This is a genomic window from Streptomyces sp. NPDC048623, from assembly GCF_040650755.1.
Classification (GTDB): Bacteria; Actinomycetota; Actinomycetes; order Streptomycetales; family Streptomycetaceae; genus Streptomyces.
The window spans coordinates 127864-154565 of record NZ_JBEZHV010000013.1; the positions used below are offsets into that span (position 1 = coordinate 127864).

Consider the following 26702-nt stretch of genomic DNA (forward strand, 5'->3'; position numbering starts at 1 on the left):
TAGGGGCTCCCCCTACGGGTCCGCGCGGGCTCCCCTACGGGGAGTCCGGCACGAACACGCTCAGCCGGTACGTGTTCGGGTGCACCAGACGCCCGCAGAAGTGGTCGAGGCGCACCGTCTCCCAGTCCAGGTTCGGCTCCGACTCCCGCAACTGGCGTACGTAGGCGTGGAATTCCTCTGGGTCCTGGGTCACGAACCGTACGTCCCAGGTGCCGGTCTGCTGTGCGAGGCGCGCGGCGGTCTGCCGCGCCCTCTCCCGCTGCCGCTTTCTCTTCCGTTGCCCTGGCATCGGCCCAGCATCCACGGGACCTCACCGGCGCGGCAAGGCGATAACGCGCTCAGGTCTTCGCGGTCGGCTCCTGCTCCTCCGCCTGTGCCTCCTGTGCCTCCTGTTCCTTCAGGACCGGGAAGCGGCGCGGCGCGATCGTGAGCAGGGCGAGGAGCGCGAGGGCGGCCGCGCCCGCCGCGCCGAGGTGGACGTAGTCGACGGCCGCGTCGACCGCGCGGCGCACCTGGTCGGCGGCAGGGCCGGTCAGGGCGCCCGGGGTCTCCAGGGCGCTGATCAGACCGTCCAGATCGCCGCCCCCGCCGCCCCCGGCGCCGCCGACCCCGCCGCCGAGGCGCGCCGCGAGGACGCCGTTGGCCACGGCGCCGAACAGCGCGGCGCCGACGCTCTGTCCGACCTGGCGGACGAACAGCACGGACGCGGTGGCCGTGCCGCGCTCCTCGTACGGGACGGTCGACTGCACCCCGACGACCAGCGGCAGCTGGAAGAAGCCGAGCGCGGCGCCGAGCGCGAGCATCAGGAGCGCGGGCTGCCAGGGTTCGCCGGGGAAGGGAAGCAGCGGGAAGGCGAGCAGGACCAGGAGCGCGAGGCCCATGCCGAGGACCGCGGTCTGGCGGAAGCCGATGCGGGTGTAGACCCGGTTGGAGAAGGCGGCGCTGACCGGCCAGCTCAGGGTCATCGCGGAGAGCACGAACCCCGCCGCGATCGGACCGAGGCCGAGGACGGCCTGCGCGTACGTGGGCAGGAAGACGGTCGGCGCGACCATCAGGAGCCCGAGCGCGCCGAGGGCGAGGTTGACGGCGGCGATGGTGCGCCGACGCCACACCCAGCCGGGGATGATCGGCTCGGCGGCCCGCCGTTCGATGACGACGGTCAGGGCGGTGAGCAGCGCCGACCCGGCGAACAGGCCGAGCGACGGCACCGAGAGCCACGGCCAGGCCACCCCGCCCTGCACCAGGGCGGTGAGCAGCAGCGTGCCCGCGCCGAAGATGGCGAGCGCCCCGGCCCAGTCGACGGACACCCGCGCGCGCCCGCGTCCGCCGGCCCCGGGCTCGCCGCCACCGCGTCCGCCGTCACCCTGCGCGCCGGCCCCGGCCCGTACCGCCGGCGCCCCCGGCTCCACCAGATAGCGGGCGATCAGCCACAGCGCCGCCGCGCCCACGGGCAGGTTGACCAGGAAGATCCAGCGCCAGTCCGCGTACCCGGCGAGCAGCCCGCCGGCCGCCGGTCCCGCGACGGCGGAGGTGGCCCACACGGAGGACAACCGGGCCTGGATACGGGGGCGTTCCTTCAGCGGGTAGAGGTCGGCGGCGATCGTCTGCACCGTGCCCTGGAGCGCGCCGCCGCCGAGGCCCTGGACGACCCGGAAGGCGATCAGGGAGCCCATGTTCCACGCGGACGCGCACAGCACCGAGCCGATCAGGAACAGCACGATGCCGGCGATGAGGACCGGCTTGCGGCCGAAGGTGTCGCTGAGCTTGCCGTACACCGGGAGGGTCACGGTCACGGCGAGCAGATAGCCGGAGAACAGCCAGGAGAAGACGGAGAGCCCGCCGAGGTCGCCGACGATCTGCGGCACGGCGGTCGACACGACCGTCCCGTCGAGCGAGGCGAGCGCCATGGCCAGCATCAGCGCCGCGACGACCGGCCCGCGCCGGGTCCCGTCCGCGCTTCCCGCTCCCGTTCCTCCCCCTCCTCCTGCTGCCGCCGTCTGTCTCGTGGTCGCCTCGGACACCACGTCCCCTCTCCCGCCCCTGCGCAAGACGGATGCTTCGTACATCTAAGTGCGCCCGGATCAGCCTCTCACCCCGACCAGGGGTGGAGAAACCCCTAGGGGCTCCTCCCCCATGCAGCCCAGGGACGCTTCGTCCCGGCGGAGGACGAGCCGGGGCCCCTTCCCTCCTTAGCTTGTTCTTACGGGAAGCGCCCCTTCGGCCCTGCGGATAACCCCAGGGCGAAGAGTGCGCCTGGCACCAGTGCTCCGGCCCCCGCTCCCCGGCCAGACTCGAACGCGGAACACCGACGCGTATACGCAGACAGCAGACATAGGAGACATACCGTGACTTCGGCTGTGACCATCCCCAGGCACGGGGATACGGGTGGGGGGACGGCCGTCGCCGCTCGGGCGCGGCAGGTCGTCAAGGCCTACGGCTCCGGGGAGACCCGGGTCGTCGCGCTCGACCATGTCGACGTGGACATCGAGCGCGGGCGGTTCACCGCGATCATGGGGCCGTCCGGCTCCGGCAAGTCCACGCTCATGCACTGCCTGGCCGGGCTCGACACCGTGACCGCCGGGCAGATCTTCCTCGACGAGACCGAGATCACCGGCCTGAAGGACAAGAAGCTCACCCGGCTCCGGCGCGACCGGATCGGGTTCATCTTCCAGGCCTTCAACCTGCTGCCCACGCTCAGCGCGCTGGAGAACATCACGCTGCCCATGGACGTCGCGGGCCGCAGACCCGACCGGGCGTGGCTCGACCGGGTCGTCGACACCGTCGGCCTCGCCGGGCGCCTCGCGCACCGGCCCAACCAGCTGTCCGGCGGCCAGCAGCAGCGCGTCGCCGTGGCCCGCGCGCTCGCCGCCCGGCCCGAGATCATCTTCGGCGACGAGCCGACCGGAAACCTCGACTCCCGTGCCGGAGCGGAGGTGTTGGGCTTCCTGCGGCAGTCCGTCGACGAGCTCGGCCAGACCATCGTCATGGTCACCCACGACCCCGTCGCCGCCTCCTACGCCGACCGCGTCCTCTACCTCGCCGACGGACGCATCGTCGACGAGATGCGCTCCCCGAGCGCCGACCAGGTCCTCGACCGCATGAAGGATTTCGACGCGCGCGGGCGGACCTCATGAGCGGCACCGTCCTCAAGACCTCGCTGCGCAACTTCTTCGTGCACAAGGGCCGCATGGCGCTCTCCGCCGTCGCCGTCCTCCTCTCCGTCGCGTTCGTCTGCGGCACCCTGGTGTTCACCGACACCATGAACACCACCTTCGACAAGCTCTTCGCCACCACCGCCTCCGACGTCAGCGTCAACCCCAAGGACGCCACCGCGAACGACGAGATCCCGCAGAGCGGCCGCCCCGCCACCCTGCCCGCCTCGCTCGTCGAGCAGATCAAGGGCGTCCAGGGCGCCCGCAACGTCCAGGGCTCGGTCATCTCGATGTCCGTCACCGTCGTCGACGCCGACGGCGAGAACGTCGGTCCGACCTCCGGCGCCCCCACCATCGCCGCCAACTGGACGCCCGTCGAACTGCGTTCGGTCGACATCGCCTCCGGCCACGCGCCGCGCGGCCCCACCGAGGTCCTCGTCGACTCCGGCACCGCCGACAAGCACCACCTGAAGATCGGCGACGAGCTGCGCACCATCGCCGTCACCGGCGACTTCACCGCGAAGATCTCCGGCATCGTCGAGTTCAAGGTCACCAACCCCGGCGCCACCCTCGTCTACTACGACACCGTCACCGCCCAGCGCGAACTCCTCGGCAAGGAAGGCCTGTTCACCCAGATCACCGTCGACGCGGCGGACGGCGTGAGCGACGAGACGCTGAAGGCCGCCGTCGCCGCGAAGCTGGGCGACCCCAAGGGCGAGCACTACAAGCTGCAGACCGCTGCCGAGGCCACCGACGCCGGCCGCGAGAGCATGGCCGGCTTCCTCGACGTCATGAAGTACGCGATGCTCGGCTTCGCCGGAATCGCCTTCCTCGTCGGCATCTTCCTCATCGTCAACACCTTCTCGATGCTGGTCGCCCAGCGCACCCGCGAGATCGGCCTCATGCGGGCCATCGGCGCCGGCCGCCGCCAGATCAACCGCTCCGTCCTCGTCGAGGCACTGCTCCTCGGCCTCGTCGGCTCGGCGGCCGGTGTCGCCGCCGGCGTCGGCCTCGCCGTCGGCCTGATGAACCTGATGTCGCAGATGGGCATGGAGCTGTCCACCCAGGACCTCACCGTCCGCTGGACCACCCCGGTCGTCGGCATCGTCCTCGGAGTCGTCGTCACCCTCCTCGCCGCCTTCGTGCCCGCCCGCCGGGCCGCCAAGGTCTCCCCGATGGCCGCCCTGCGCGACGCGGGCACCCCCGCCGACGCCAGGGCGGGCCGGGTGCGCGGCGCCCTCGGGCTCGTCCTGACCGCCGCCGGCGCCGCCGCGCTGTTCGCCGCGACCCGTGCCGACGAGGCCGGCCCCGGCTCGATGTGGCTGGGCCTCGGCGTGGTCCTCTCGCTGCTCGGCTTCGTCGTCGTCGGACCGCTGCTCTCCGGCGTCGTCGTCCGCGTCCTCGGCGTCCTCGTCCTGCGGATCTTCGGGCCGGTCGGCCGGATGGCCGAGCGCAACGCCCTGCGCAACCCGCGCCGCACCGGCGCCACCGGTGCCGCCCTGATGATCGGCCTCGCGCTCGTCGCGTGCCTGTCCGTGGTCGACTCCTCCATGGTCGCCTCCGCGACCGAGGAACTCGACCGTTCCGTCGGCGCCGACTTCATCGTGCAGTCCACCAACGGACAGCCGGTCGTCCCGCAGGCGCAGGCCGCCGTCGAGAAGGCGGCCGGACTCGACCACGTCACCGAGTACAAGTGGGTCGAGGCCACCGTGACCGACCCGAAGGGGAGGAGCGACAAGACCGGCCTGGTCGCCGCCGACCCCTCGTACGCCCAGGACGTGCGCCGCGACACCACCGCCGGCACCCTCTCCGACGCGTACGGGCCGGGCGCCATGTCCGTCGGCAGCACGTACGCCGACGAGCACGGCGTGAAGCTCGGCGACCGGCTCACCGTCGCCTTCGCCGGCGGCCGGCGGGCGACGCTGCGGGTCGCGGCGATCACGTCCGACGACAACAACATCGACAAGGGCGTGAAGTACACCAGCGTCACCACCGCCGCGCAGTACGTCCCGGCGGAGAAGCTGCCCCGCAGCATGATCGTCTTCGCCACGGCGAAGAACGGCCAGGAGGAGGCCGCCTACCAGTCCCTCAAGGACGCGCTCAAGCCGTACCCGCAGTACAAGGTCGCCGACCAGGCCGACTACAAGAAGGACCTCCAGGACCAGGTCGGCCAGCTCCTCAACATCGTGTACGGGCTCCTCGCCCTCGCGATCGTCGTGGCCGTGCTCGGCGTGGTGAACACCCTCGCCCTGTCGGTCGTCGAGCGCACCCGCGAGATCGGCCTCATGCGCGCCATCGGCCTCTCCCGCCGCCAGCTGCGCCGCATGATCCGCCTGGAGTCGGTGGTCATCGCCCTCTTCGGCGCCCTGCTCGGCCTGGGCCTCGGCATGGGCTGGGGCACGGCGGCCCAGAAGCTGCTCGCCCTGGAGGGCCTCGGCGTCCTGGAGATCCCGTGGCCGACGATCGCGGCGGTCTTCGTCGGCTCGGCCTTCGTGGGCCTCTTCGCGGCCCTGGTCCCGGCGTTCCGCGCGGGCCGGATGAACGTCCTGAACGCGATCGCGACGGACTAGGGCCTGTCCGGCGGTACGCCGCCGTCCCGCCCGCAGCCCGCGCTCCCGGTCCCGGTCCCGGTCCCGGCCCCGCCCCGTACCCGCCCGAGTGGCGTACGGGGCGGGGCCGGGCCCGCGTCTGTACGGCCCCGGCTCGGCGGCGGGTGTCCGTGGCGCGTCGTAGGCTGGGAGCCCCCGGCCCGTGAGACGTGTCGGGTCGTTCGCGTTGCCCACCTTCGCCGGGATGGACCCTTCATGAGCCTGCACGGTCTGCTGGACGCCGTCGTCAAGGACGCCGCACTCACAGAAGCGGTCAAGGCCGCCACGGACGGCAACCGCATGCACGTCGACCTGGTCGGCCCGCCCGCCGTCCGCCCCTTCGCGATCGCCGCGCTCGCCCGCGAGGCCGGCCGGCCCGTGCTCGCCGTCACCGCGACCGGGCGCGAGGCCGAGGACCTGGCCGCGGCCCTGCGCTCGCTCCTCGACCCGGACCGGGTCGTCGACTACCCGTCCTGGGAGACCCTCCCGCACGAGCGCCTGTCCCCCCGCTCCGACACGGTCGGCCGCCGCCTCGCCGTGCTGCGCCGCCTCGCCCACCCGTCCGCCGACGACCCGGCCGCCGGCCCGGTCAGCGTCGTCGTCGCGCCCATCCGCTCCGTGCTCCAGCCGCAGGTCAAGGGCCTCGGCGACCTGGAGCCCGTGGCGCTGCGCACCGGGCAGACCGCGGACCTGAACGGCATCATCGAGGGCCTCGCGGCCGCCGCGTACTCCCGGGTCGAGCTGGTCGAGAAGCGCGGCGAGTTCGCCGTGCGCGGCGGCATCCTGGACGTCTTCCCGCCCACCGAGGAGCACCCGCTCCGGATCGAGTTCTGGGGCGACGACGTCGAGGAGATCCGTTACTTCAAGGTCGCCGACCAGCGCTCGCTCGAAGTCGCCGAGCACGGTCTGTGGGCGCCGCCCTGCCGTGAACTGCTCCTCACCGATTCCGTACGGGAGCGGGCCGCGGCCCTCGCCGAGCAGCACCCGGAGCTCGGCGAGCTGCTCAACAAGATCGCCGAGGGCATCGCGGTCGAGGGCATGGAGTCCCTCGCCCCGGTCCTCGTCGACGACATGGAGCTGCTGCTCGACGTCCTTCCCAAGGGCTCGATGGCCGTGGTCTGCGACCCCGAGCGGGTCCGCACCCGGGCCGCCGACCTGGTGGCCACCAGCCAGGAGTTCCTGCAGGCCTCGTGGGCGGCGACGGCCGGCGGGGGAGAGGCCCCGATCGACGTCGGCGCGGCCTCGCTGTGGGGGATCGCGGACGTCCGGGACCGGGCGCGCGAGCTGGGGATGATGTGGTGGTCGGTGTCGCCGTTCGCGGCGGACGCCGACCTCGACAAGGACACGCTCAAGCTGGGCATGCACGCCCCGGAGACGTACCGCGGCGACACCGCCCGCGCGCTCGCCGACACCAAGGGCTGGCTGGCCGACGGCTGGCGCACGGTGTACGTGACGGAGGCGCACGGCCCGGCCTCCCGTACCGTCGAGGTGCTCGGCGGCGAGGGCATCGCCGCCCGCCTCGACGCGGACCTCGCCGAGATCGCCCCGTCCGTCGTGCACGTGGCGTGCGGCTCGATCGACTACGGCTTCGTCGACCCGGCGCTCAAGCTCGCCGTCCTGACCGAGACCGACCTGTCCGGCCAGAAGGCGGCCGGCAAGGACGGCCAGCGGATGCCGGCCAAGCGCCGCAAGACGATCGACCCGCTGACCCTGGAGGCCGGCGACTACATCGTCCACGAGCAGCACGGCGTCGGCCGCTACATCGAGATGGTCCAGCGCACGGTCCAGGGCGCGACCCGCGAGTACCTGCTCGTGGAGTACGCCCCCGCCAAGCGCGGCCAGCCCGGCGACCGCCTCTACATCCCCACCGACCAGCTGGAGCAGGTCACCAAGTACGTGGGCGGCGAGGCGCCGACACTGCACCGGCTCGGCGGCGCGGACTGGACGAAGACCAAGGCGCGCGCGAAGAAGGCGGTCAAGGAGATCGCCGCGGACCTCATCAAGCTCTACAGCGCCCGGATGGCGGCGCCCGGCCACGCCTTCGCCCCCGACACCCCCTGGCAGCGCGAGCTGGAGGACGCCTTCCCGTACGCGGAGACGCCCGACCAGCTGTCGACCATCGCCGAGGTCAAGGAGGACATGGAGAAGACGGTCCCGATGGACCGCCTGATCTGCGGCGACGTCGGCTACGGCAAGACCGAGATCGCCGTACGGGCCGCCTTCAAGGCCGTCCAGGACGGCAAGCAGGTCGCCGTCCTCGTCCCGACGACGCTGCTCGTTCAGCAGCACTTCGGCACCTTCTCCGAGCGGTACGGCCAGTTCCCGGTCAGCGTGAAGGCACTGTCCCGCTTCCAGACGGACGCCGAGGCGAAGGCGACCCTGGAGGGCCTGAAGGACGGCGCGGTGGACGTCGTCATCGGCACCCACCGCCTGTTCTCCTCCGAGACGAAGTTCAAGGACCTGGGCCTGGTCATCGTCGACGAGGAGCAGCGCTTCGGCGTCGAGCACAAGGAGCAGCTGAAGAAGCTCCGGGCCAACGTCGACGTCCTGACCATGTCGGCCACCCCCATTCCCCGTACGCTCGAAATGGCGGTCACCGGCATCCGCGAGATGTCGACGATCACCACCCCGCCGGAGGAGCGGCACCCGGTCCTCACCTTCGTCGGCCCGTACGAGGAGAAGCAGATCGGCGCGGCCGTCCGCCGCGAACTCCTGCGCGAGGGCCAGGTCTTCTACATCCACAACCGTGTCGAGTCCATCGACCGGGCCGCCGCCCGCCTGCGCGAGATCGTGCCCGAGGCGCGGATCGCGACCGCGCACGGCCAGATGTCGGAGCAGGCCCTGGAACAGGTCGTGGTCGACTTCTGGGAGAAGAAGTTCGACGTGCTCGTCTCGACGACGATCGTCGAGTCCGGCATCGACATCTCCAACGCGAACACGCTGATCGTGGAGCGCGGCGACAACTTCGGCCTCAGCCAGCTGCACCAGCTGCGCGGCCGCGTCGGACGGGGCCGCGAGCGGGGCTACGCGTACTTCCTCTACCCGCCGGAGAAGCCGCTCACGGAGACCGCCCACGAGCGCCTGGCGACGATCGCCCAGCACACCGAGATGGGCGCGGGCATGTACGTGGCGATGAAGGACCTGGAGATCCGCGGCGCGGGCAACCTGCTCGGCGGCGAGCAGTCCGGCCACATCGCGGGCGTCGGCTTCGACCTCTACGTCCGCATGGTCGGCGAGGCCGTCGCCGACTACCGGGCGCAGATGGAGGGCGGCGAGGAGGAAGAAGCCCCGCTGGAGGTCAAGATCGAGCTCCCGGTCGACGCCCACGTCCCCCACGACTACGCCCCCGGCGAGCGCCTGCGCCTCCAGGCCTACCGCGCCATCGCCTCCGCCAACTCGGAGGCCGACATCAAGGCCGTACGCGAGGAACTCACCGACCGCTACGGCAAGTTGCCCGAGCCCGTTGAGAACCTCCTCCTCGTGGCGGGCCTGCGCATGCTGGCCCGCGCCTGCGGCGTCGGCGAGATCGTCCTCCAGGGCCCCAACATCCGCTTCGCCCCGGTGGAACTCCGCGAGTCCCAGGAACTGCGCCTGAAGCGCCTCCACCCGCGCACGGTCATCAAGCCGGCCGTCCACCAGATCCTGGTCCCGCGCCCGACGACGGGCAAGATCGGCGGCAAGCCGGTGGTGGGGCGCGAACTGCTCGCGTGGACGGGCGAGTTCCTGGCGGACATCCTCGGATCCTGATGCGTCGCGCGGTCCCCGTCCGGCAGCATGGCGTCCATGTCGGACGGGGGGCGCGGGAGCGCGACGAGACGGGCGTGGCTGACCGGGATCGCGGTGGCGGTCCTGGTCGTGCCGACGGTGTTCTGGGCCCTGGCGGGCCGGGAGGAGGACGCCCTGGGCCTGGGGGACCGGACCGACCTCGTCGCGATGGCGGCGGGCGTGGCCGCCGTGGTCCTGGCCGTCGCGGTGTGGCCGCGGAGCGAGTCCGGCGAGGCGGCGGCCGTCGCGCGGCTCGCCCGCGAGGTGAAGGCGGCCGGTGAGCCGCAGTGGATGAGTTCGCTCGGCGGTGACCTCAGGGCCATCGACGTCACCTTCACCTTCCGCCGGTACGCGAGCGCCCGGGCGGCGCGGCTGCCGGCGAGCCCGGAGGGCCGGCTGGAGAAGGTCGTGGAGGACTTCCGGCGGCTACGGCCACGGCGTCTCGTGATCACCGGGGAACCGGGCGCCGGGAAGACCGTCCTGGCGCGCAAGTTCGTCATGGAGCTCAACCGGGTGCGGGCCGAGGACGAACCCGTGCCCGTCCTGGTCTCCCTCGCGGACTGGGACACGCGTGAACCGCTGCGGGACTGGCTGACCCGGCGCCTGCGGCGGGACTACGGGCTGTCGGCGAAGTCCGCCGGGCAGGTCGTCGCGGCCCGCATGGTGCTGCCCGTGCTCGACGGCCTCGACGAGATGGACGAGGAGGGCGAGGAGGGCGTCACCAGGGCCGATTCCCGGGCCGGCCGCGCCCTGGAGGTCCTGGCCCGCCACCAGGACGGCACCGAACCCGCGCCGTTCGTCCTGACCTGCCGTACCCGTGCCTACGACGCCCAGGAGACGGGAGGCGGCCATGTCCTCGACGCGGCCCGCATCGCGATCGATCCTGTCACCGCGGACCGGGCCCGCGACTTCCTCGCCGCCCGCGGCGCGGCCCGCCGTCCCGCCCTGTGGCAGCCGCTCCTCGACGAACTGCGCGACCGCCCCGGCGGCGTGCTCGCCCGGACCCTGTCCACGCCGTGGCGGCTGACGCTCGCGGCGGTGGCGTACGACTGGGACGGCGACCCGGGCGAACTGCTGCGCGCCGGTACGGAGGCGGAGGCGGGGGACCTGCTGCTCTCCCGTTTCATCGCCGCCTCGTCCGCGAACACCCTGGTGGGCGCCGGGCGTTACGCGCCGGAGCGGATACACCGGGGGCTGCGGACGCTGGCGGAGCTGCTGGGGGAGGGGAGCGCGGCGCGGACGGATCTGGTGCTGCTCGACCTCGGGAACCGGGTGCCGAGGTGGGCGGTGCGCGTCCCGCTGGTCGGGGCGGTGTGTTCGGTGTGGCTGTGGCTGGTGCTGTCCCTCTGGCAGGCCGAGCTGGGCATGGCCCTCCGGTCGGTGGCGATGTGCGCCGGTGTGCTGATGGCGGGCGGGGCCGGTGTGGGGGTGCTTCTCAGCAGCGGGGCGGAGGCGCCCCGGTTCCTTGCCGTGCCCCGGCTCGGCAGCCGGCAGTGGTGGTTGAGTCTGCGGCAGGCGGTGCGCAGGCTGACCCGGAGCTTCCGGGGCTTCGCGATGCTGACCGTCGTGCTGGTCTCGGTGTGGCAGCTCGGAACGGGGGAGCTCGGCGGTGAAGAGATCGCGCTGCTGGTGGGGGTCACGACGCTGGGGCTCGCCCTCGTCCTCGGCTACGCGACCCTGGAGGAGGTCGACCGCGCGACTGCGGGTCCGGTCGCTGAACTCCGCGGCCAGTTCCTCATGTTGCTGCTGTTGGCCGGCGCCGTCCCGGCCTTCGTGTACCTGCTGCCCTCCGGGGGCTCGTTGTCGCCGGAGGATCTCACCCTCGTTCCCGCGCTGGTTCTTCTGAGCATGGTGTTCATGGCCAGGCTCCTCGCCTACGGCCTGTTCCGTCTGCGCAACGTGCACCGATTGCCGCTCCGCCTCGTCCGCTTCCTCGACTGGTCCGTCGCCGCGGGGCTCATGCGTACCTCCGGCGCCGTCTACCAGTTCCGCCACCGTGAGTTCCAGGAGTGGCTGGTGCGGCACCCCGCCCCGTGAGGGCGTACGGGGTGCCGCACCGGCACGGTCGGGCCTACAGCTCGTCGAGGTCCAGCGCCCCGGCCATCGCGGTGTAGCCCGCGTCGCCCGGGTGGAGGTGGTCGCCGGAGTCGTAGGCGGGCAGGATGCGGTCCGGGTCGGCGGGGTCGGCGACGGCCCGGTCGAAGTCGACGACCGCGTCGTACGCGCCCGAGGTGCGGACCCACGCGTTGAACGCGTCCCGCTTGGCCTCGTTCTCCGGGGTGTCGTAGAACGAGCCCTTGATCGGGGTGAGGGTCGCGCCGACGACCTTGATGCCGTGGGCGTGGGCCTGGCGTATGAGGGTGCGGTGGCCCTCGATGAGACGGTTCACGGAGACCTCGGGGGTGGGGCCTCCCGGGAAGGCGGGGCCGCTGCCGCCGATGTCGTTGATGCCTTCGAGGAGGATCACCGTGCCGACGCCCTTCTCCGTCAGCACGTCCTTCCGGAAGCGGGCGGTGGCGGCCTCGCCCGCCCAGGTGACGTCGTTGGTGACCTGGTTGCCGCCGATGCCGTGGTTGAGGACGGGGCGCGGGCGGCCGGTGTCGGCGAGGCGCTCGGCGAGCTCGTCGGGGTAGCGGTTGTCGGCGTCGGGGGCGGCGCCGACGCCGTCGGTGATGGAGTCGCCGAAGGCGACGATGCCGTCGCGGTCCCGGTGGCCCCGCGGGCCGCCGGAGACCTCGACGCCGGACAGGTAGTACCAGGAGGCGCTGCGCTCGGTGAAGGCCGCTCCGGACGCGTCGGACCGGTGGTCGCCGGTCGCGCGGTAGCTCGTGGCACCCGCGAAGTGGTGGAAGGTGGCGGGGCCGGTCGGCCCGGCGAGGTAGAGGGTGACGGTCACCGACTCCAGGGCGCTTGTCCTGAACGGCACGCCGTCGCTGACCAGGGTGCCGCCCGCGGGGATCGTGACGGAGCCGCGGCCGCCGCCGAAGGTCAGCGCGCGCACCGAACCGGGCTGCACGGCACCTCCGCCGGCGGTCTTGGCGACCGTGGCACCGGTGATCCGCAGCGGGGCGCCGCCGTAGCGGTTGCTCAGCTCGATCCGGGCCCTGGTGCCGCCCGACGTGACCCGCACGACCTGGCGCACGGTCTGGTCGGCGAAGCCCTGCGTGGACCAGTTCGGGCCGAACGGGGCCGTGGGAGCCTGCGGCGAGGTGGCCCAGGCGCCCTGCCAGGCGCCACCCTGCCCGGCAGGCTGCGCCGCGGCGGCGGGCGTGCCGGTGAGGGTGCTCGTGAGGGTCAGTGCGGCGAGCAGGGCGAGCCCTGCGCTCCGAAGCGTGGTGCGGCTGGTCATGTCCGGTCCCCCGTTGTCGTTGCTGCCGCCGTTGCCGGCGTGACTGCGTGTGACAGGGACAAGGCGTGATCGACCCGGGCTATTCCCTTTCATTGTCGGAGAGTTGAGCGGAACCCGCACCTCCGCCGGAACCGAGCAGTCCGGAGGCGAAACGCGTGGTTGGAGGGGCTGGACCCGCGTCGAGCGGGTGCCGGGCGTCCCGTTCCGCGGCGAAAACCTGACGACGAGGCGGCGGAGGGCGGTTAGCCTCACCGGCATGGACGTGTACATCACCACCCTCGCCGAGCGGCCCGCTCTCGCCGGGAAGTTGTGGCAGATGAAGGACCTCTGGCCGGAGTTCATGATGTACGACCCGGTGGGCTGGAGCCACATCGGGCGCATCGTGGCCGAGTTCCCGGAGTACGTGCTCGTCGCCACCGACGGGCCCGACGGCGAGGACGTCGTGGCGCGCGGGTTCAGCGTGCCGTTCGCGCTGAAGGCCGAGGGGCGCGGGGAGCTGCCGGACACCGGGTGGGACCAGGTGCTGCTGTGGGCGTTCTCGGATCTGCGGCACGGGCGGACGCCGGACACGGTGAGCGCGATCGAGATCACCGTGGACACCGGCGCGCTCGGCCAGGGTCTGTCGCACCGCATGCTCTCGGCGATGCGCGACAACGCCCGCCGCCTCGGGCACGCCGAGCTCGTCGCCCCGCTCCGCCCGAACGGCAAGCACCTGGAGGCCGCCGCCTCCATCCACGAGTACGCCCACCGCACCCGCGAGTCGGACGGGCTGCCGCACGACCCGTGGCTGCGCGTGCACGTGCGCGCGGGCGGCAGCGTCGTCAAGGTGGCGCCGGCGTCGATGACGATCGGCGGGTCCGTGGAGCAGTGGCGGTCCTGGACGGGGCTGGCCTTCGACACCGACGGGCCGGTCGAGGTCCCCGGCGCCCTGGTGCCGGTGCACTGCGACACCGCCCGCGGCTACGCGGTCTACGTCGAGCCGAACATCTGGGTCCGGCACGTGCTCTGACCCCGGCCCACGCAGGCGAAAGGCGTGACGGCCGCCCCCCTCCGGAGGCCGTCACGCCTTTCGCGTTCCTGCCGGCTGACTCGCTTCGGAGTCAGTCCGTGACCACCACGTCCTTCTTCGCCGGCGCCTTCGCCGTGACCGGCTTGTCGTAGCCGGACAGGACGATCGTGCCCGGCTCGTCCCCGCCCGTCGTGACGATCTTCAGCAGGTACGGCTTCCCCTCCGTGGCCACGTAGAACGTGTCCTTCTCGCCGCCCTGGTACGTCTGCGTCAGCGTCAGCGCCTTCGCGCCGCCGACCGTCGTCTCCTCGCCCTGCACTGTGCCGGCCGTGTCCTGCTCGAAGTCGGCGAGCAGCGCCTTCAGGTCGCACAGGTCGAGCATGTCCTTGGCGTCGGGGTCCTTGGCGTCGGTCTTCACCCAGCGCCCCTTCATCTCCTTGAGCACGGCCGCCTGCACGTCGGCCGACTCGCCCTTCGACTGCTCCTTGAGGAAGGCCTCGTCGAAGCGGAGGTAGACCGCCTTGTCCGCGGGGCGTATCAGCTCGGCGGTGCCCGTCGTGCCGATCGTCAGCGTCCCCGCGCACTGCCCCTGGACGTCGGTGGACACGAACCCCTTCAGGGGGCCGTCCGAGGTCTTGAGGTCGAGGTCCATGCTCAGCGACTTCGCGGTCTTCGTCGCCGCGATCGCCTTGTCGACGATCTGCGGGCCGGTCAGCTCCCCGAAGGGGCCGGAGGCCTTGGGCGGCGTGGAGTCCGAGAAGGGGCCGCAGGCGGTCGCGCCGAGCGTGACGACGGCGCAGAGGGTGGCGGCGAGGGCGGCCCGGCGGGCGCGGACGGTGGCAGACATGACGGTTCGGTTCTCCGAGGGGGGATGGGGGTCGTACGGGGGAGTACGGGGGTTACGGGGGAGTGCGGGGGAGTGCGGGTGTCAGAGGGGTACGGGGGGAGAGGTGCGGGGCCCCGGGCCGGCCGGCCCCCGCCGGGCGCGGGGGCGCGCCGGGTCAGCCGGTCTTGACCCAGTCGCCGCAGCCCGTGGACTTGAAGTAGGCGTCGGAGGCGGAGACCTTGACGATCGCCGTGCCCGAGACGTTGTCGTTGGCGAGGATCGCGTCCGTGCTGTGGCTGGCGTCCTTCGCGCGCTCCCAGTAGCACGCGTCGTCCTTGTTGCCGGTCGACTTGTACGTGCCGGGGGCGATGTCGACGCCCACCTTGAACATGCCGCCGTTGCCCTTGAGCTCGTTCTTCGGGGTGCCGGTGGCCTTCGGGTCCACGGCCTCCCAGGACTTGCAGCCGGAGGACTTGAAGATCTTGTCCGTGGCCGCCACCTGGACGTAGCTGGTGCCCGTCACGTTGTCGTTGGCGAGGATCGAGTCGGTCTCGCCCGAGGAGTCCTTGGCGCGCTCCCAGTAGCAGCCAGCGTCGTCACCGTTCCCGGTGGAGCGGTAGAGGCCGGGCTTCACGTCCTTGCCGACCTCGTGGTCGCCGTCGCCGTCGACCGTGACGGCCTTCTTCTCCTCGGTCTTCCCGGCACCGCCCGTGGCGCCGTCCTTCTTGTCCGCGCCCTTCTTCGCCGGCTCCTGCTGACCGCCGGCCTTCGGGGAGTCGCTGTCACCGCTGCCGCCGCCGGCACCCACCGCCGAGCCGATCACGATGACGGCGACGACCGCGCCGACCGCGGTGAGCACCTTGTGGCGGGCGAACCAGTTGCGCTGCTCCTGCTGGCCGTTCGTGTTCTGAGACATGACTGAGGCACCTTCCGGGGCTGCTGTGAACTCCGTTTGCGATGGGTCAATCACAGCAGAGACTGTGAACCGAGTCAACACGGTTCACAAAAAACTGATCGGCTCACACTGTGAAGTAGTGAATCGGGTGTTCGCGCGTAAGATCGGCGTCACACTGGAGCCAGGGACCCACGGACGGGGAGATGAGGCACGTGCCGGAGAGCGCAGCTGAGGTGACCGCCGCGGGCATCGCCCGCCTCGCGGGAGTCGGCCGGGCGGCCGTGAGCAACTGGCGCCGCCGCCACGCCGACTTCCCCAAGCCGGTCGGCGGCACCGAGACCAGCCCGTCCTTCGCCCTCGGCGACGTCGAGTCCTGGCTGCGCGCCCAGGGCAAGCTCGCCGAGGTCCCGCTCGGCGAGCGGGTCTGGCAGCAGGTCGCCGGCCACCCCGCCGGCGCCGTCACCGCCCTCGTGCACGCGGGCTGCGCGCTGCTCCTCGTCCGCGACCGGGCCGGCGCCTGGCCCACCCTCGCCGCGGCGCCCGACGCCCGCCTCGCCGAACTCCTCCCCGTACCCCTGGAGGAGACGCTGACCGAGCGCCTCGGGGCCACCCGTTCCGTCCGCACCCCGGCCGCCCACGAGCTCGTCCCGTCCGTCCCCCTCCTGCGCGGCGCCGCCGAACTGGTCGCCGAGACGAGCCCCGGCGACGCCTTCGAGTTCCTGCTCGGGCGTCACCTGGACGCCAACCCGCGCCAGTACACGCTCACCCCGCCCGGCCCCGCCGCCCTCATGGCCGCCCTCGCCGGCCCCGCCGCCACCGTCCTCGACCCCGCCTGCGGCACCGGCGCCCTCCTCCGCGCGGCCACCCGCGCCGACAGCGGGAGCCCCGCAGCCGCCCTCTACGGCCAGGACGCCGACCCCGACCTCGCCGCCCTCACCGCTCTCCGCCTCGCCCTCGGCGGCGAGACAGGCAGAGCGAGCCGGGCCGGCAGGACCGGCAAGGCAGGCAAGGGTCCCGCCGTCCACGTCCTCCCCGGCGACACCCTCCGCGCCGACGCCTTCCCCGCCCTCGCCGCCGACGCCGTCGTCTGCCACCCGCCGTTCAACGAGCGCAACTGGGGCCACGACGAGCTCGCCTACGACCCGCGCTGGGAGTACGGCTTCCCGGCCCGTACGGAGTCCGAGCTGGCCTGGGTCCAGCACGCCCTGGCCCGGCTGCGCCCCGGCGGCACCGCCGTCCTCCTCATGCCGCCCGCCGCCGCCTCCCGCCGCTCCGGCCGCCGCATCCGGGCCGACCTGCTGCGCCGCGGCGCGCTGCGGGCCGTCGTCGCCCTGCCGGCCGGCGCGGCACCCCCGTACGGCATCCCGCTCCACCTCTGGGTGCTGCGCAAGCCCGTCCCCGGCGAACGCCCGCCCGCCGAGCTGCTCCTCGTCGACACGGCGCCCGAAAGCAGCGCCGGAGGTGCCGGCGGAGCCACCGGCCGCGACCGGCTCGACTGGCCCGCCGTCGAGACCGCCGTCCTCGCCGCCTGGCACCCCTTCGACCAGGAAGGCACGCTCGCCGAGACCCCCGGCGCGAGCCGCTCCGTGCCCGTCATCGAACTCCTCGACGACGACGTCGACCTGGCCCCCGCCCGACATCTCCCGCCGCCCGCCGCCGCCGAGGGCGCGGCCCAGCTCGACGGCGTACGCGACCGCCTCACGGCCACCCTGCGCCGCACCCGCGAGCTGACCCCGCCGCCCGCCACCGACATCGACGGCGCGGTCGGCGCCCTCGGCGTCCACCGGACCGCGACGACCGTCGGCGAACTCGCCCGCGCGGGCGCGCTCACCCTCCACGCCGGCGGCACCGGCTCGGCCGCCGCGGGCACCCCCGTCCGCGTCCCCGTCCTCACCGACACCGACGTCCTCGCCGCCCAGCCGCCCTCCGGCACCCTCCCCGAGGCCCCGCCCGGCGAGCCCGCCGAGGAACCGGTGCTGCTCGCCGCCGGCGACGTCGTCGTCCCCGTCCTCGGCGGCGGCGCCGTCGCCCGGGTCGTCGACGCGGCCACCGCGGGCGCCGCCCTCGGCCGCAACGTGCACCTCCTGCGTCCCGACCCGGCCGCCGTCGACCCCTGGTTCCTGGCCGGCTTCCTGCGCGCCACCGCCAACAAGCGGCAGGCCAGCTCGTACGCCTCGACCGCCACCCGGCTCGACGTACGGCGCCTCCAGCTGCCGCGCCTGCCGCTCGCCGAACAGCGGCGCTACGGCGCCCGGTTCCGCGCGCTCGCCGAGTTCGAGGAGGCGCTGCGGCTCGCCGGACGGCTCGGCGAACAGCTGGTGCAGGGCATGTACGACGGCCTCGCGGACGGCACGGTCGCGCCCTGAACAACGGCCCGAACACGGTTATGCACAACCCCTGGGTGCCTGTCGGAGTCGGTGTATACGCTCATCTCCGACAGTCGGGCTTTTCAGGTCACCAGGAGCAGGAATGTACGGCCAGGGGTACCCGCCGCCCGCCACGCCGCCGCAGCGGCAGGGCGTGCCGGCGTCGGTCATCGTGCTGAGGGTGCTGTTCACCCTGCTGCCGCTGTTCAGCATCGGTTTCCTCACCTGGGCGACGGCGCTGCGCATCGCCCTGCTGACCCGGCGGGTGATCGACTGGATCCTGTTCGGCGTCTCGATCGTGGTGCTCGGCGCCTGCATCGTGCTGATGCCGGAGGGCGAGGACATCGAGACGACCCAGGCCGACATCGTCGTGGCGACGATCCTGCTGACCGCGGCGGCGTTCACCGCGTACTACCTGGTGGTGGACATCCGCCACGACCGGATACGCCTGCGCGGCCCCGTCCCGCCGCCCGCCCCGTACAACCCGTACGCGCCCACCATGCCGCGGCACCAGCACCAGGTCCCCCAGCAGTCCCAGCAGGCCAAGCAGCCTCAGCAGGGTTACGGCTTCCCGCCCGTCCAGCCGCAGCCCACGCCCCAGCCGCAGCCCCTCACGCCTCCCAGCCCCCGCATCGACCAGGTCCGCGCCGAGCTCGACGAGCTCAGCGACCTCCTTCGCAAGGACCCCCGGGACGGCAGTAGATGAACGGCCGGGTCGTCGGCGGGCGCTACGAGCTGGCCACCCTCATCGGCCAGGGCGGCATGGGCCAGGTGTGGACGGCGTACGACGGACGCCTCGACCGCCGGGTCGCGGTCAAGCTGCTCAGCCCGACCGCCATCAGCGGCCCCGCGACCGCAGCCGACGAGCTGCGCCGCCGCTTCGTGCGCGAGTGCCGGGTGACCGCACAGGTCGACCACCCGGGCCTCGTCACCGTCCACGACGCGGGCAGCGACGGCGACGAGCTGTATCTGGTCATGCAGTACGTGGAGGGCGCCGACCTCGCGGACCACCTCGCCGAGCACGACCCGTACCCCTGGCCGTGGGCGGTGTCCGTCGCCGCCCAGCTGTGCGCGGTGCTCGCCGCCGTGCACGCGGTGCCGATCGTGCACCGCGACCTCAAGCCGCGGAACGTGATGGTCCGCCCCGACGGCACCGTCACCGTCCTCGACCTCGGCGTCGCGTCCGTCCTCGACACCGACACCACCCGCCTCACCCACACCGGCTCACCCATCGGCACGCCCGCGTACATGGCGCCCGAGCAGGCCATGGGCGGCGTCGTCGGCCCGTACACCGACCTCTACGCGCTCGGCGTGCTGCTCCACGAACTCCTCAGCGGCAACGTGCCGTTCGCCGGCTCCACCGCCCTCGGCGTGCTCCACCGCCACCTCCACGACGCGCCGGTGCCGGTCCGCCAGGTGCGTCCCGAGGTGCCGGAGGCCCTGGAGGCGCTGGTGCTCCGGCTGCTCGCCAAGGACCCGCAGGCGCGCCCGTCCGGCGCCCAGGAGGTGTACGAGGGACTGCTTCCGCTGCTGCCTGCGCCGGGGGTGCCGGGCATGCCGGGCCCCGCCTTCGGCTCGTCCGGTGGCCTGTCCGGCGGCCTGTCCGGCAGCCCTTCCACTGGGCCGCTCGACCCGACCCGCCCCTTCCGCCGCCCGCACGCGCCGTGGCCCGACCGGGCGGCCATCCCGGCGCCCTCGCCCGTGCCCGTGCCCGCGCCGCCGACGGTGCCCCCGGCGCCCGGCGCCCGGCCGGACGTGGCCGCCGCCGTCGACGAGGTGAAGCGGCTCCTCGGCGAGGGCTCGATCACCCAGGCCGTGGACGTCCTCGGCGCCATCCTCCCGGCCGCCGCGGCCGAGCACGGCGAGCGCTCGCCGGTCGTCCGCATCCTGCGCAAGCAGTACGCGACGACGCTGATGGACGACGGCCAGTACCGCCGGGCGCTGCCCGAGCTGCGCCGCCTCGCCGAGGACCGGGTGGCCGAGGCCGGCCCGTACGACCCGCAGACCCTGCGCTTCCGTTACGACGCGGCGCTGTGCCTGGAGCAGCTCGGCGACCCGGCGGCGGCGCTCACCGAGTTCCGCGCGCTTCTGCCGTACCACGAGCAGGGCGCCGCCGCGGACCCCGAACTGCGGCAGCGGGCCTTCGACATCCGCCACCGCATCGGTCTGCTCATGCTCGCCACCGGCGAGCAGCCCGCCGCCGTGTCCCACCTGACCGCGCTGCTCTACGACGTGGAGCGCGACCAGGGCCCGTACCACCCGCTCGCCGCCGACCTGCGGCGCGTGCTCGACCGGCAGCGGCAGATGGACCCGCGGGGCGCCCACGGGACGGGCTACTACGGCTGATCGCCCGCCGCGCCCCTTACACCTGGAGGGCGTGCGCCGCCGTGGACGCGACCGGCATCGGGTCGTGGCGCAGCTGCGAGGGCGGCAGGCCCGCCTCCGTGAGGTGCCAGGCCGCCGCGGCGACGAGGCCGGTGGGGCCGCTGACGTACGCGAGGTGCTTCGACCAGTCCGTACGGGAGCCGAGGACGGCGTCCAGGAGCGCGCTGCGGCCCTCCGCGCCCGCCGTGCCGCCCCCGGGGGCCTCGGCCACCCGCGTCACCTCCAGCCACGGGCTGCGGGCCTCAAGGCGTTCGAGCGCCGCCTGGTCGTAGAACTCCGAGGCGTCGCGGGCGCCCAGGAAGAGACGGGCCGTCACGCCCGCCGGGCGGCGCCGGGAGAGCTCGTCGAGGAGCGCCTTGGCGTGCGCCCAGCCGGTGCCGCCCGCGACGATCAGGACGTCGTGGACCGGGTCCTCCTCCAGCGTGGCGGTGCCCTGCGCCGCGCCGAGCTTCAGCACGTCCCCGACGCCGGTGTGCGTGACCAGCGCGTCGCTGACCCCGCCGGGCCCGGTGCGCCGCACATGGAACTCCAGCTCCTCGCCGGGCACACAGGCCGGGGTGTACGGCCGCCAGGTGTGCGGCAGCAGCGGCGTCTCCACGCGCGCGTGCTGCCCGGCGCGGTACGGGTACGGCTCGGCGGGCCGCACCCGCAGGATCGCCAGGTCGGCGCCGATCCGCTCGTGCCCGGTGACGGTGGCGTTCCAGGCGACGGGCTCGCCCAGGGCGTCGTCGGCGCCCGCCACCATGGACGCGGCGACGAACCGGTGCATGCGTATCCAGGCCCCCTCCGCCTCCGCGTTCCACGCGCCGCCCGCGGTCCGGCGCAGCGCGTCGACCAGGGAGGCCTCGAACACCTCGTAGTGCACCGGCAGCACGCCCAGCTTGCGGTGCTCACGCCCCAGGCGGGCGAACTCGGCGGCCAGTTCGGAGGGCCGGTCGAGGTGGTCGATCATGTACCAGAAGGCACGCTCCAGATGGGAGCGCTGGAACTCCATCGAGTCGGGGAACAGGCGCCTGAGGTAGGGGTGGCGGCCGAACAGCGCCGCGTAGAGCCGGTCGATCAGATCCCCGAACGGGGTGACGGCCGCCAGGTGCCTCCCGATGAGCGCCTGATCGGCAGCTCCGTCATAACTCTCGACTCCCGCGGCCGTTGCCGCTACGGTCGCTCTCACCGCAGGCCGCCGCCCGCCGTCGTCGGCGCGGCCGGACGACCGCAGCTGGTTGCGCAGCCGCATCGCCTCGTGCCGCGCGAGCAAGGCGTGGTAGTCGTCCTGGTGCCCGCTCATCCCCACAGCTCCGTGTCTCCCTGAATGCCGGTGGACAGTTCTCCTTCGCGATCCGATCACGCGATGTTCACGTGGAGCCCCGGGGCGACCGGCCCCTGTGTGCTGTCGAAAGTCCCTGGTGGGAAGGGCCGTTCGGCCCTTTTCAGGGACGAAATAGATGATCTTGTGGCGGTTTTCTGACAGTGCGGCAGGGTCACGAGTGCGTACCGGAATGGGAAACGGAAGCGATTGGTCCGATTTGGTGATTTTGCGCTGTGTAACGTGCGCGTTCGATCATGTCCACGCCGTTCAAGGATCCCGAGATGACCACGCCTCAGCCGTCCGACCCGTTCGCCGCCGCGCCCGGCCAGCCCGCGCCCCAGCCCGAGCAGCCCGCGCAGAAGAAGGGCGGCAAGCTGAAGGCGATCATCGTCTTCGTCGTGCTCCTCGTGGTCATCGGCATCGTGAAGGTCGGCGTGGCGTACGGCGCGCGCTTCGGCCTCGACTTCCTCGCCGGCAAGACCCCGGTCCACGCCGAGGTCGGCGACTGTGTCACCGTGACCGGCCCGGACGACAAGCCCAAGGTCGACACCCAGGACTGCTCCTCGGGCAAGCCGGACCTGTTCAAGGTCGCCCAGGTGCACAAGGGCACCTTCGATCTGAACAAGTGCGACGAGAACAAGTACGGGGCGCTGGCACAGCAGTACGGCCCGGACAAGTTCGTGCTCTGCCTTGAGGAGGTCTCCGCGAAGTAAGTCTTCGCCGCGAGACGTCGGTAAGGGGCCGGTCCTATGGGACCGGCCCCTTACGTATGTGCCAGTGCGAGCCGGATCGTGGGCGGCTGCGTGCCGGTCGTACGTGCCGGTGCACGGCCGGGCGGCTGACCTGCGGGTTTTGCGTCTTCCCGGAACCGCCGGAACCATTGCGGCCGAATCGTGGCGGGCCCGGATCCGGTGGGTTTGGCGATCAAAGACCAAGTACTTGGGAAAGAACCAACCCACCCAACCCACCCCCCGCCCCCTGCGTCTGCAGACCCCCTCGGCAACACAAATGTCGCCTGTCACCCACATGAGCGAATTGATCCAACTGGGCTGGATTCGGGGCGTGTTGCCTGGCATATGCTCACGGCGAGCCAGAAAAAAGTTCGGCCCCCGTCCGGGACTAGCACTCCCGGCGAGGGCCTGACCAACGAGGAAGCGAGACCTTCCTGATGGATGACAAGAACCTTAGCGGTCGCCGCTGCGCCGCGCCCGGGACTCCCCGGACTACCACCCGATCCGGTGTTGGACACATGAAAATCAAGCGGAGCCGTGGCTTCACGATCATCGAGAACGAGCTGATCCAGGACCGGCGGTTGTCGTTCCTCGCCAGATCGCTCTCCGCCTACATCCAGTCGCTGCCCGAGGGCTCCGACGTCTCCATCCGCGCACTTGCCGCCGCCTCCCCCGAGGAGGGCCATATCCGCATCGCCGCCGCGTTGCGGGAGCTGGAGGAGTACGGCTACCTAGAGCGCACCCGGGTGCGCCTCCCCAACGGCCGGGTGGTCACGCAGACGACCTCGTACAACCACCCGGACGCCCGCTGGATGCCGCTGGACTCCGCCGCCGAGCCGGAGCGGGAGTCGGAGTCGGAGGCGGGCCTTGGGCCGGCGCCTGAGCCCGACCCGGGGTGGGACCCGGAGCCCGACCCCGACTCTGACCCTGACCCCGATCCGGGGCCGCCGTCGGGTGGCGGTGCGCCCGAGCCCGTACGGCTGCCGGCCCCCGAGCCCGTACGCGTACGGGAAGCGACCCCGCCGGAGACGTCCCCGGAGGAGCCCCCTACGGGCCCGGCCGCCGATCTGCTGCTCGGCCTGCGCTCCTGCCACCCCGGCCTGCTGCTGTCCGTACGGGACGTCCACCGCCTGGTGCCCCTCGTGGAGGACTGGTTCGACCGCGGCTGCAAGCCGGACGCCGTACGCCGCGCCCTCACGGACTCCCTCCCGGACCCGCTGAAGTACCCGGCCGGCTTTCTCCGCCACCGCCTCACCCGCCTGATCCCACCCCCACTCCCCGCCCCGCCTCCGCCCCTCCACCCGTACCAGTCGTGCGAGATCTGCGAGCGGGCCTTCCGGGCCCCGGAACGGGGCCTGTGCGGCGAGTGGCGCTGCCTGATGGCGGAGCACGCCGCGTGACGGGGAGCAGAGGGCCTGTCGTCCTGCGTGGGTCTCTGGTGCGGCCGCCCTCTTTCCGAGTGCTCCGCGCCGGGGGCGTTCTGCTGCCCGGTGGGTGGGGGCTCGGTTCGCGGTTGCTGCCTGAGGACCACTTCCCCGCCGTTTAGGGGTGCGCCGAGGTGAAATGGGGTGGCTGGGGCCCGACTCGGCGACTGATGGCGGTCTTAGGGTCGGGATGCATGCCCCGCTGATCACTCCCGGTGGCGAGGAGTGGACGACTGAACCCCGGCTACCCGACCGCGCGGATGTGCGAGCATCCCCCGCGTGAACGATCTTCGCGTGCGGCTCGCGGCCGAGGCCGACCTTCCCACCCTCGTACGGCTTCGGGACGACGCCGCCCGATGGATGCTGGCGCGTGGCGTCACCGGCCAGTGGCGGCCGGGGGAGCTGAAGGAGGAACACTTCCGTCGCGTGATGGCCGGCGGCGGCGAGGTGTGGATCGCGGAGACGGAGCAGGGCGGGGTCGCCGGGGCCTGGGAGTTGTGGTGGGACGACGAGGCCGCGTGGGGTGTGCAGCCGCCCGTGGCCGGGTACGTGCACCGGCTCATGGTCGACCGGACGACCGCCGCACCCGGCACGGGCCGCCTCCTCCTGGCCGCCGCCGAACACCGCGTCGCCGCGACCGGCCGCACCCGTGTCCGTCTCGACTGCCTGGCCGACAACGCGCCCCTCAACGCCTACTACCAGGACGCCGGTTACCGCGCCGTCGGCAGCGTGGCGGGCAAGCCGCAGCCAGGTGGCCCGCCGAAGTCCTTCACCCTGCGGGAGAAGACCCTCGCCGCACCTCGGCCTGTACCATCCGCTCTGTGACGTCCGGGCAGAGTCCGGCGCCCGCGCCGCCCCGCGACAGAAGGAACCTGGGGCCGCGTGCGCACCGCTGGCCGACGCACCCCGAGGATGTGGAGAGGGGGTGAGCCGTATGTCCGGAACCCTCCTGAAGGCCGGTGACGAGGTCGATGCCGCCGTCACGTCCGCCAAGCCGTTCGGGCTCTTGATCGAGTCCGATTCCGGTGTGCCGGGGCTCGTCCGTGGTGGTCGTGCCGCGGTCGGCGCGACCGTGCGCGTGCGCGTGACCGAGTACGACGCGGTCGAGTCGCGCTTCAGCGCGATGCTCGTCGGCTGACGCGACGCGTTCGAGATGGCGTGGCCCGGTCGGCTCTACGAGTCGGCCGGGCCGTGCGCGACCGACTCCAGCAGGGCCCGGGTCCGGTTGGGCATGGCCTCCCAGAGGGAGACGGCGGTGCTGGAGCGGACCACCCCGTCGATGCGGAGGATGGTCTGGTTGATGCGGTGCAGGTCCGCCGTGTCCCGCGCGACGACCTTGGCGAGCAGATCGGCCTCGCCGGTGGTCGCGTGCACCTCGACGACCTCCGGAATGTCCTCAAGCAGGGTCATCGCGCTGGTCCCCTCGCTCTGGCTGATCGCGAGCGACACGAACGCGACGAGGGTGTAGCCCATGGACGCCGGCGACACGCGCTGGCTGAAACCGAGCAGCGTCCCCGCGCGCTCCATCCGCTGGAGGCGCGCGTGCACGGTGTTGCGGGACACCCCGAGCACCTTCGCCAGCTGCAGGATCGTCGCGCTCGGGTGATCGTCCAGGGCGAGCAGGATCCGGGCATCAAGCGGGTCGATCGTCGTCACGCTTGTCATTCTGCCCGGAATTCTTCCTTCAGGCGTGCATCCGTCCCAGTCCGGAGCCCGGAGCTTGTGATTCCGCCCGGTTCGCTTCGAGTATGGCCGTTATGACCGATGCAGCCACGACCGCGACCGCGATACCGAGTACCCCCGCCACCCCCGCCACCCCGACCACCGTGGCCGCCGCCGGTCCGGTGAAGCACAGCCGGGTCGAGGACGTCGTGGGGATCCTCACGGGAACCTTCATCGCGTCGCTCGGGCTGTTCCTCCTGCGGACCAGCGGGACCGTCACGGGCGGCACCGCCGGCCTCGCGCTCCTGCTCAGCTACGCGGTCGACGTCCCGTTCGGGGTGATCTTCCTCGCGGTCAACCTGCCCTTCTTCGCACTCGCCGTACGGAAGAAGGGGTGGGACTTCACGATCCGCACCGCGCTGTCGGTCGGCCTCGTCTCTCTGCTGGCGTCCCTCCACCCCGCCGAGATCGCCGAGATCGACATCGACCCGGTCTATGCCGCGCTCGTCGGCAACCTGCTCGCCGGCGTCGGCCTCCTCGTCCTGTTCCGGCACCGGTCCAGCCTCGGCGGCTTCAACATCCTCGCCCTGATCATGCAGGAACGCTTCGGTGTGCGCGCCGGTTACGTCCAGATGGTCCTCGACGTCCTCGTCGTGGCGGCGTCCCTCGCGGTCGTCTCCCCGCTCCAGGTCCTCATCTCCGCCGTCGGCGCCATCGTCCTCAACGTCGTCCTGGCGCTCAACCACCGGCCGGGGCGCTACACCGGGTTCTGACACCCGTAGGTTGACGCGATCCGTCTTCGCCCGGCGCTGCTTCGGCAGCGGCATCGCGCACCGCACGGCGGTGCACGACGCCGCGAACCGCATCGTGACTACTGGGTGATGCCCCACCAGTCGGAGGACTGGGACACGGGGACGGTGGTCCACTTCTGCGGGGTGGTGTCGTAGCCGGAGCAGCTGCTCTGGCTGTGGCCGGTCCAGGTCAGGTCACCCTTCCACCACCAGCCGCCGATGTAGTTGTCGGTGTTGGGGGTGTTGAAGCAGGCGGTGGTCCACTGGCCGTTCTGGTTGTACCCGGCGACGGAGATGGAGTAGGTGTCGCCCTGGTGGTCGTAGAACTTCAGCTGCTGGCCGTTGGACCCGGCGAACGCGGCGCCGGAGCCGAGGACGGTGAGGGCGGCTCCGGTGGCGACGACCGCGCCGAGCTTGGCGATCTTCGTCTTGATGCTCATGGCAGAGGTTCCT

The 26702-nt window shown here is 72.6% G+C and carries 21 protein-coding genes; 13 read left to right on the forward strand and 8 right to left on the reverse strand.

The window, feature by feature from the left end:
* Window positions 1-34: 34 nt before the first annotated feature.
* A complete protein-coding gene (locus AB0C73_RS20355) occupies window positions 35-289 on the reverse strand; it encodes a hypothetical protein (protein WP_362531799.1) in 255 nt (84 codons plus the stop codon).
* Between the two features lie 49 nt (window positions 290-338).
* On the reverse strand, window positions 339-2021 hold the full coding sequence (locus AB0C73_RS20360; protein ID WP_362531802.1) for an MFS transporter: 1683 nt from the start codon (window positions 2019-2021) through the stop codon (window positions 339-341).
* Window positions 2022-2345: 324 nt separating this feature from the next.
* Between AB0C73_RS20360 and AB0C73_RS20365 the strand changes: the two genes are divergently transcribed.
* The 4 genes from AB0C73_RS20365 to AB0C73_RS20380 all read left to right on the forward strand — a co-directional run bounded on the left by AB0C73_RS20365 (window position 2346) and on the right by AB0C73_RS20380 (window position 11542).
* Window positions 2346-3134, forward strand: coding sequence for an ABC transporter ATP-binding protein (locus AB0C73_RS20365; RefSeq protein WP_362531804.1), 789 nt, complete (start codon window positions 2346-2348; stop codon window positions 3132-3134).
* Window positions 3131-5722: an FtsX-like permease family protein gene (locus tag AB0C73_RS20370; RefSeq protein ID WP_362531807.1), complete on the forward strand. Its 2592-nt coding sequence runs from the start codon at window positions 3131-3133 to the stop codon at window positions 5720-5722. Before AB0C73_RS20365 ends, AB0C73_RS20370 begins: the two co-directional genes overlap by 4 nt.
* A gap of 234 nt (window positions 5723-5956) precedes the next feature.
* Complete coding sequence (mfd, locus tag AB0C73_RS20375) at window positions 5957-9487, forward strand: transcription-repair coupling factor (RefSeq protein ID WP_362531810.1); 3531 nt, start codon at window positions 5957-5959, stop codon at window positions 9485-9487.
* Between the two features lie 36 nt (window positions 9488-9523).
* Entirely contained in the window at window positions 9524-11542 is a 2019-nt protein-coding gene (locus tag AB0C73_RS20380) for an NACHT domain-containing protein (RefSeq protein WP_362531812.1), read from the forward strand.
* Window positions 11543-11576: 34 nt separating this feature from the next.
* Here the strand turns inward: AB0C73_RS20380 and AB0C73_RS20385 are convergent, their stop codons facing one another.
* Window positions 11577-12854: an SGNH/GDSL hydrolase family protein gene (locus AB0C73_RS20385; protein ID WP_362531815.1), complete on the reverse strand. Its 1278-nt coding sequence runs from the start codon at window positions 12852-12854 to the stop codon at window positions 11577-11579.
* 256 nt (window positions 12855-13110) lie between these two features.
* On the opposite strand from AB0C73_RS20385, the gene AB0C73_RS20390 reads away from it, so the two are divergent.
* Window positions 13111-13863: an N-acetyltransferase gene (locus AB0C73_RS20390; RefSeq protein ID WP_362531817.1), complete on the forward strand. Its 753-nt coding sequence runs from the start codon at window positions 13111-13113 to the stop codon at window positions 13861-13863.
* 91 nt (window positions 13864-13954) lie between these two features.
* Here the strand turns inward: AB0C73_RS20390 and AB0C73_RS20395 are convergent, their stop codons facing one another.
* Window positions 13955-14710 carry a hypothetical protein gene (locus tag AB0C73_RS20395; protein WP_362531819.1) on the reverse strand — a complete coding sequence of 252 codons (756 nt, stop codon included), beginning with the start codon at window positions 14708-14710 and terminating at the stop codon, window positions 13955-13957.
* A gap of 154 nt (window positions 14711-14864) precedes the next feature.
* A complete protein-coding gene (locus AB0C73_RS20400; RefSeq protein ID WP_362531821.1) occupies window positions 14865-15605 on the reverse strand; it encodes a hypothetical protein in 741 nt (246 codons plus the stop codon).
* Window positions 15606-15796: 191 nt separating this feature from the next.
* Here AB0C73_RS20400 and AB0C73_RS20405 point away from each other — a divergent pair, with 191 nt between their 5' ends.
* The 3 genes from AB0C73_RS20405 (at window position 15797) to AB0C73_RS20415 (ending at window position 20296) form a co-directional block, all read left to right on the forward strand.
* Window positions 15797-17950 carry an N-6 DNA methylase gene (locus AB0C73_RS20405; RefSeq protein ID WP_362531824.1) on the forward strand — a complete coding sequence of 718 codons (2154 nt, stop codon included), beginning with the start codon at window positions 15797-15799 and terminating at the stop codon, window positions 17948-17950.
* Window positions 17951-18053: 103 nt separating this feature from the next.
* Entirely contained in the window at window positions 18054-18656 is a 603-nt protein-coding gene (locus tag AB0C73_RS20410; protein ID WP_362531827.1) for a hypothetical protein, read from the forward strand.
* On the forward strand, window positions 18653-20296 hold the full coding sequence (locus AB0C73_RS20415; protein WP_362531830.1) for a serine/threonine-protein kinase: 1644 nt from the start codon (window positions 18653-18655) through the stop codon (window positions 20294-20296). The genes AB0C73_RS20410 and AB0C73_RS20415 overlap by 4 nt, the downstream gene beginning before the upstream one ends.
* Before the next feature lie 16 nt (window positions 20297-20312).
* On the opposite strand, the gene AB0C73_RS20420 is transcribed toward AB0C73_RS20415, so the two are convergent.
* Window positions 20313-21620, reverse strand: a complete 1308-nt coding sequence (locus tag AB0C73_RS20420; RefSeq protein WP_362531833.1) for a globin domain-containing protein — start codon at window positions 21618-21620, stop codon at window positions 20313-20315.
* 302 nt (window positions 21621-21922) lie between these two features.
* Between AB0C73_RS20420 and AB0C73_RS20425 the strand changes: the two genes are divergently transcribed.
* The 4 genes from AB0C73_RS20425 (at window position 21923) to AB0C73_RS20440 (ending at window position 24934) form a co-directional block, all read left to right on the forward strand.
* Complete coding sequence (locus AB0C73_RS20425; RefSeq protein WP_362531836.1) at window positions 21923-22354, forward strand: hypothetical protein; 432 nt, start codon at window positions 21923-21925, stop codon at window positions 22352-22354.
* A 536-nt stretch (window positions 22355-22890) separates the two neighbouring features.
* Window positions 22891-23772: a helix-turn-helix domain-containing protein gene (locus AB0C73_RS20430; RefSeq protein WP_362531838.1), complete on the forward strand. Its 882-nt coding sequence runs from the start codon at window positions 22891-22893 to the stop codon at window positions 23770-23772.
* A 303-nt stretch (window positions 23773-24075) separates the two neighbouring features.
* Window positions 24076-24621 (forward strand): GNAT family N-acetyltransferase, encoded by a 546-nt coding sequence (locus AB0C73_RS20435; RefSeq protein ID WP_362531840.1) that lies wholly within the window; start codon window positions 24076-24078, stop codon window positions 24619-24621.
* Window positions 24622-24730: 109 nt separating this feature from the next.
* On the forward strand, window positions 24731-24934 hold the full coding sequence (locus AB0C73_RS20440) for a hypothetical protein (protein WP_362531843.1): 204 nt from the start codon (window positions 24731-24733) through the stop codon (window positions 24932-24934).
* 35 nt (window positions 24935-24969) lie between these two features.
* Here the strand turns inward: AB0C73_RS20440 and AB0C73_RS20445 are convergent, their stop codons facing one another.
* Complete coding sequence (locus AB0C73_RS20445) at window positions 24970-25461, reverse strand: Lrp/AsnC family transcriptional regulator (protein WP_362531846.1); 492 nt, start codon at window positions 25459-25461, stop codon at window positions 24970-24972.
* A gap of 92 nt (window positions 25462-25553) precedes the next feature.
* Here AB0C73_RS20445 and AB0C73_RS20450 point away from each other — a divergent pair, with 92 nt between their 5' ends.
* Window positions 25554-26231, forward strand: coding sequence for a YitT family protein (locus tag AB0C73_RS20450; protein ID WP_362531848.1), 678 nt, complete (start codon window positions 25554-25556; stop codon window positions 26229-26231).
* A gap of 98 nt (window positions 26232-26329) precedes the next feature.
* On the opposite strand, the gene AB0C73_RS20455 is transcribed toward AB0C73_RS20450, so the two are convergent.
* A complete protein-coding gene (locus tag AB0C73_RS20455; RefSeq protein WP_362531850.1) occupies window positions 26330-26689 on the reverse strand; it encodes a hypothetical protein in 360 nt (119 codons plus the stop codon).
* Window positions 26690-26702 lie beyond the last annotated feature (13 nt).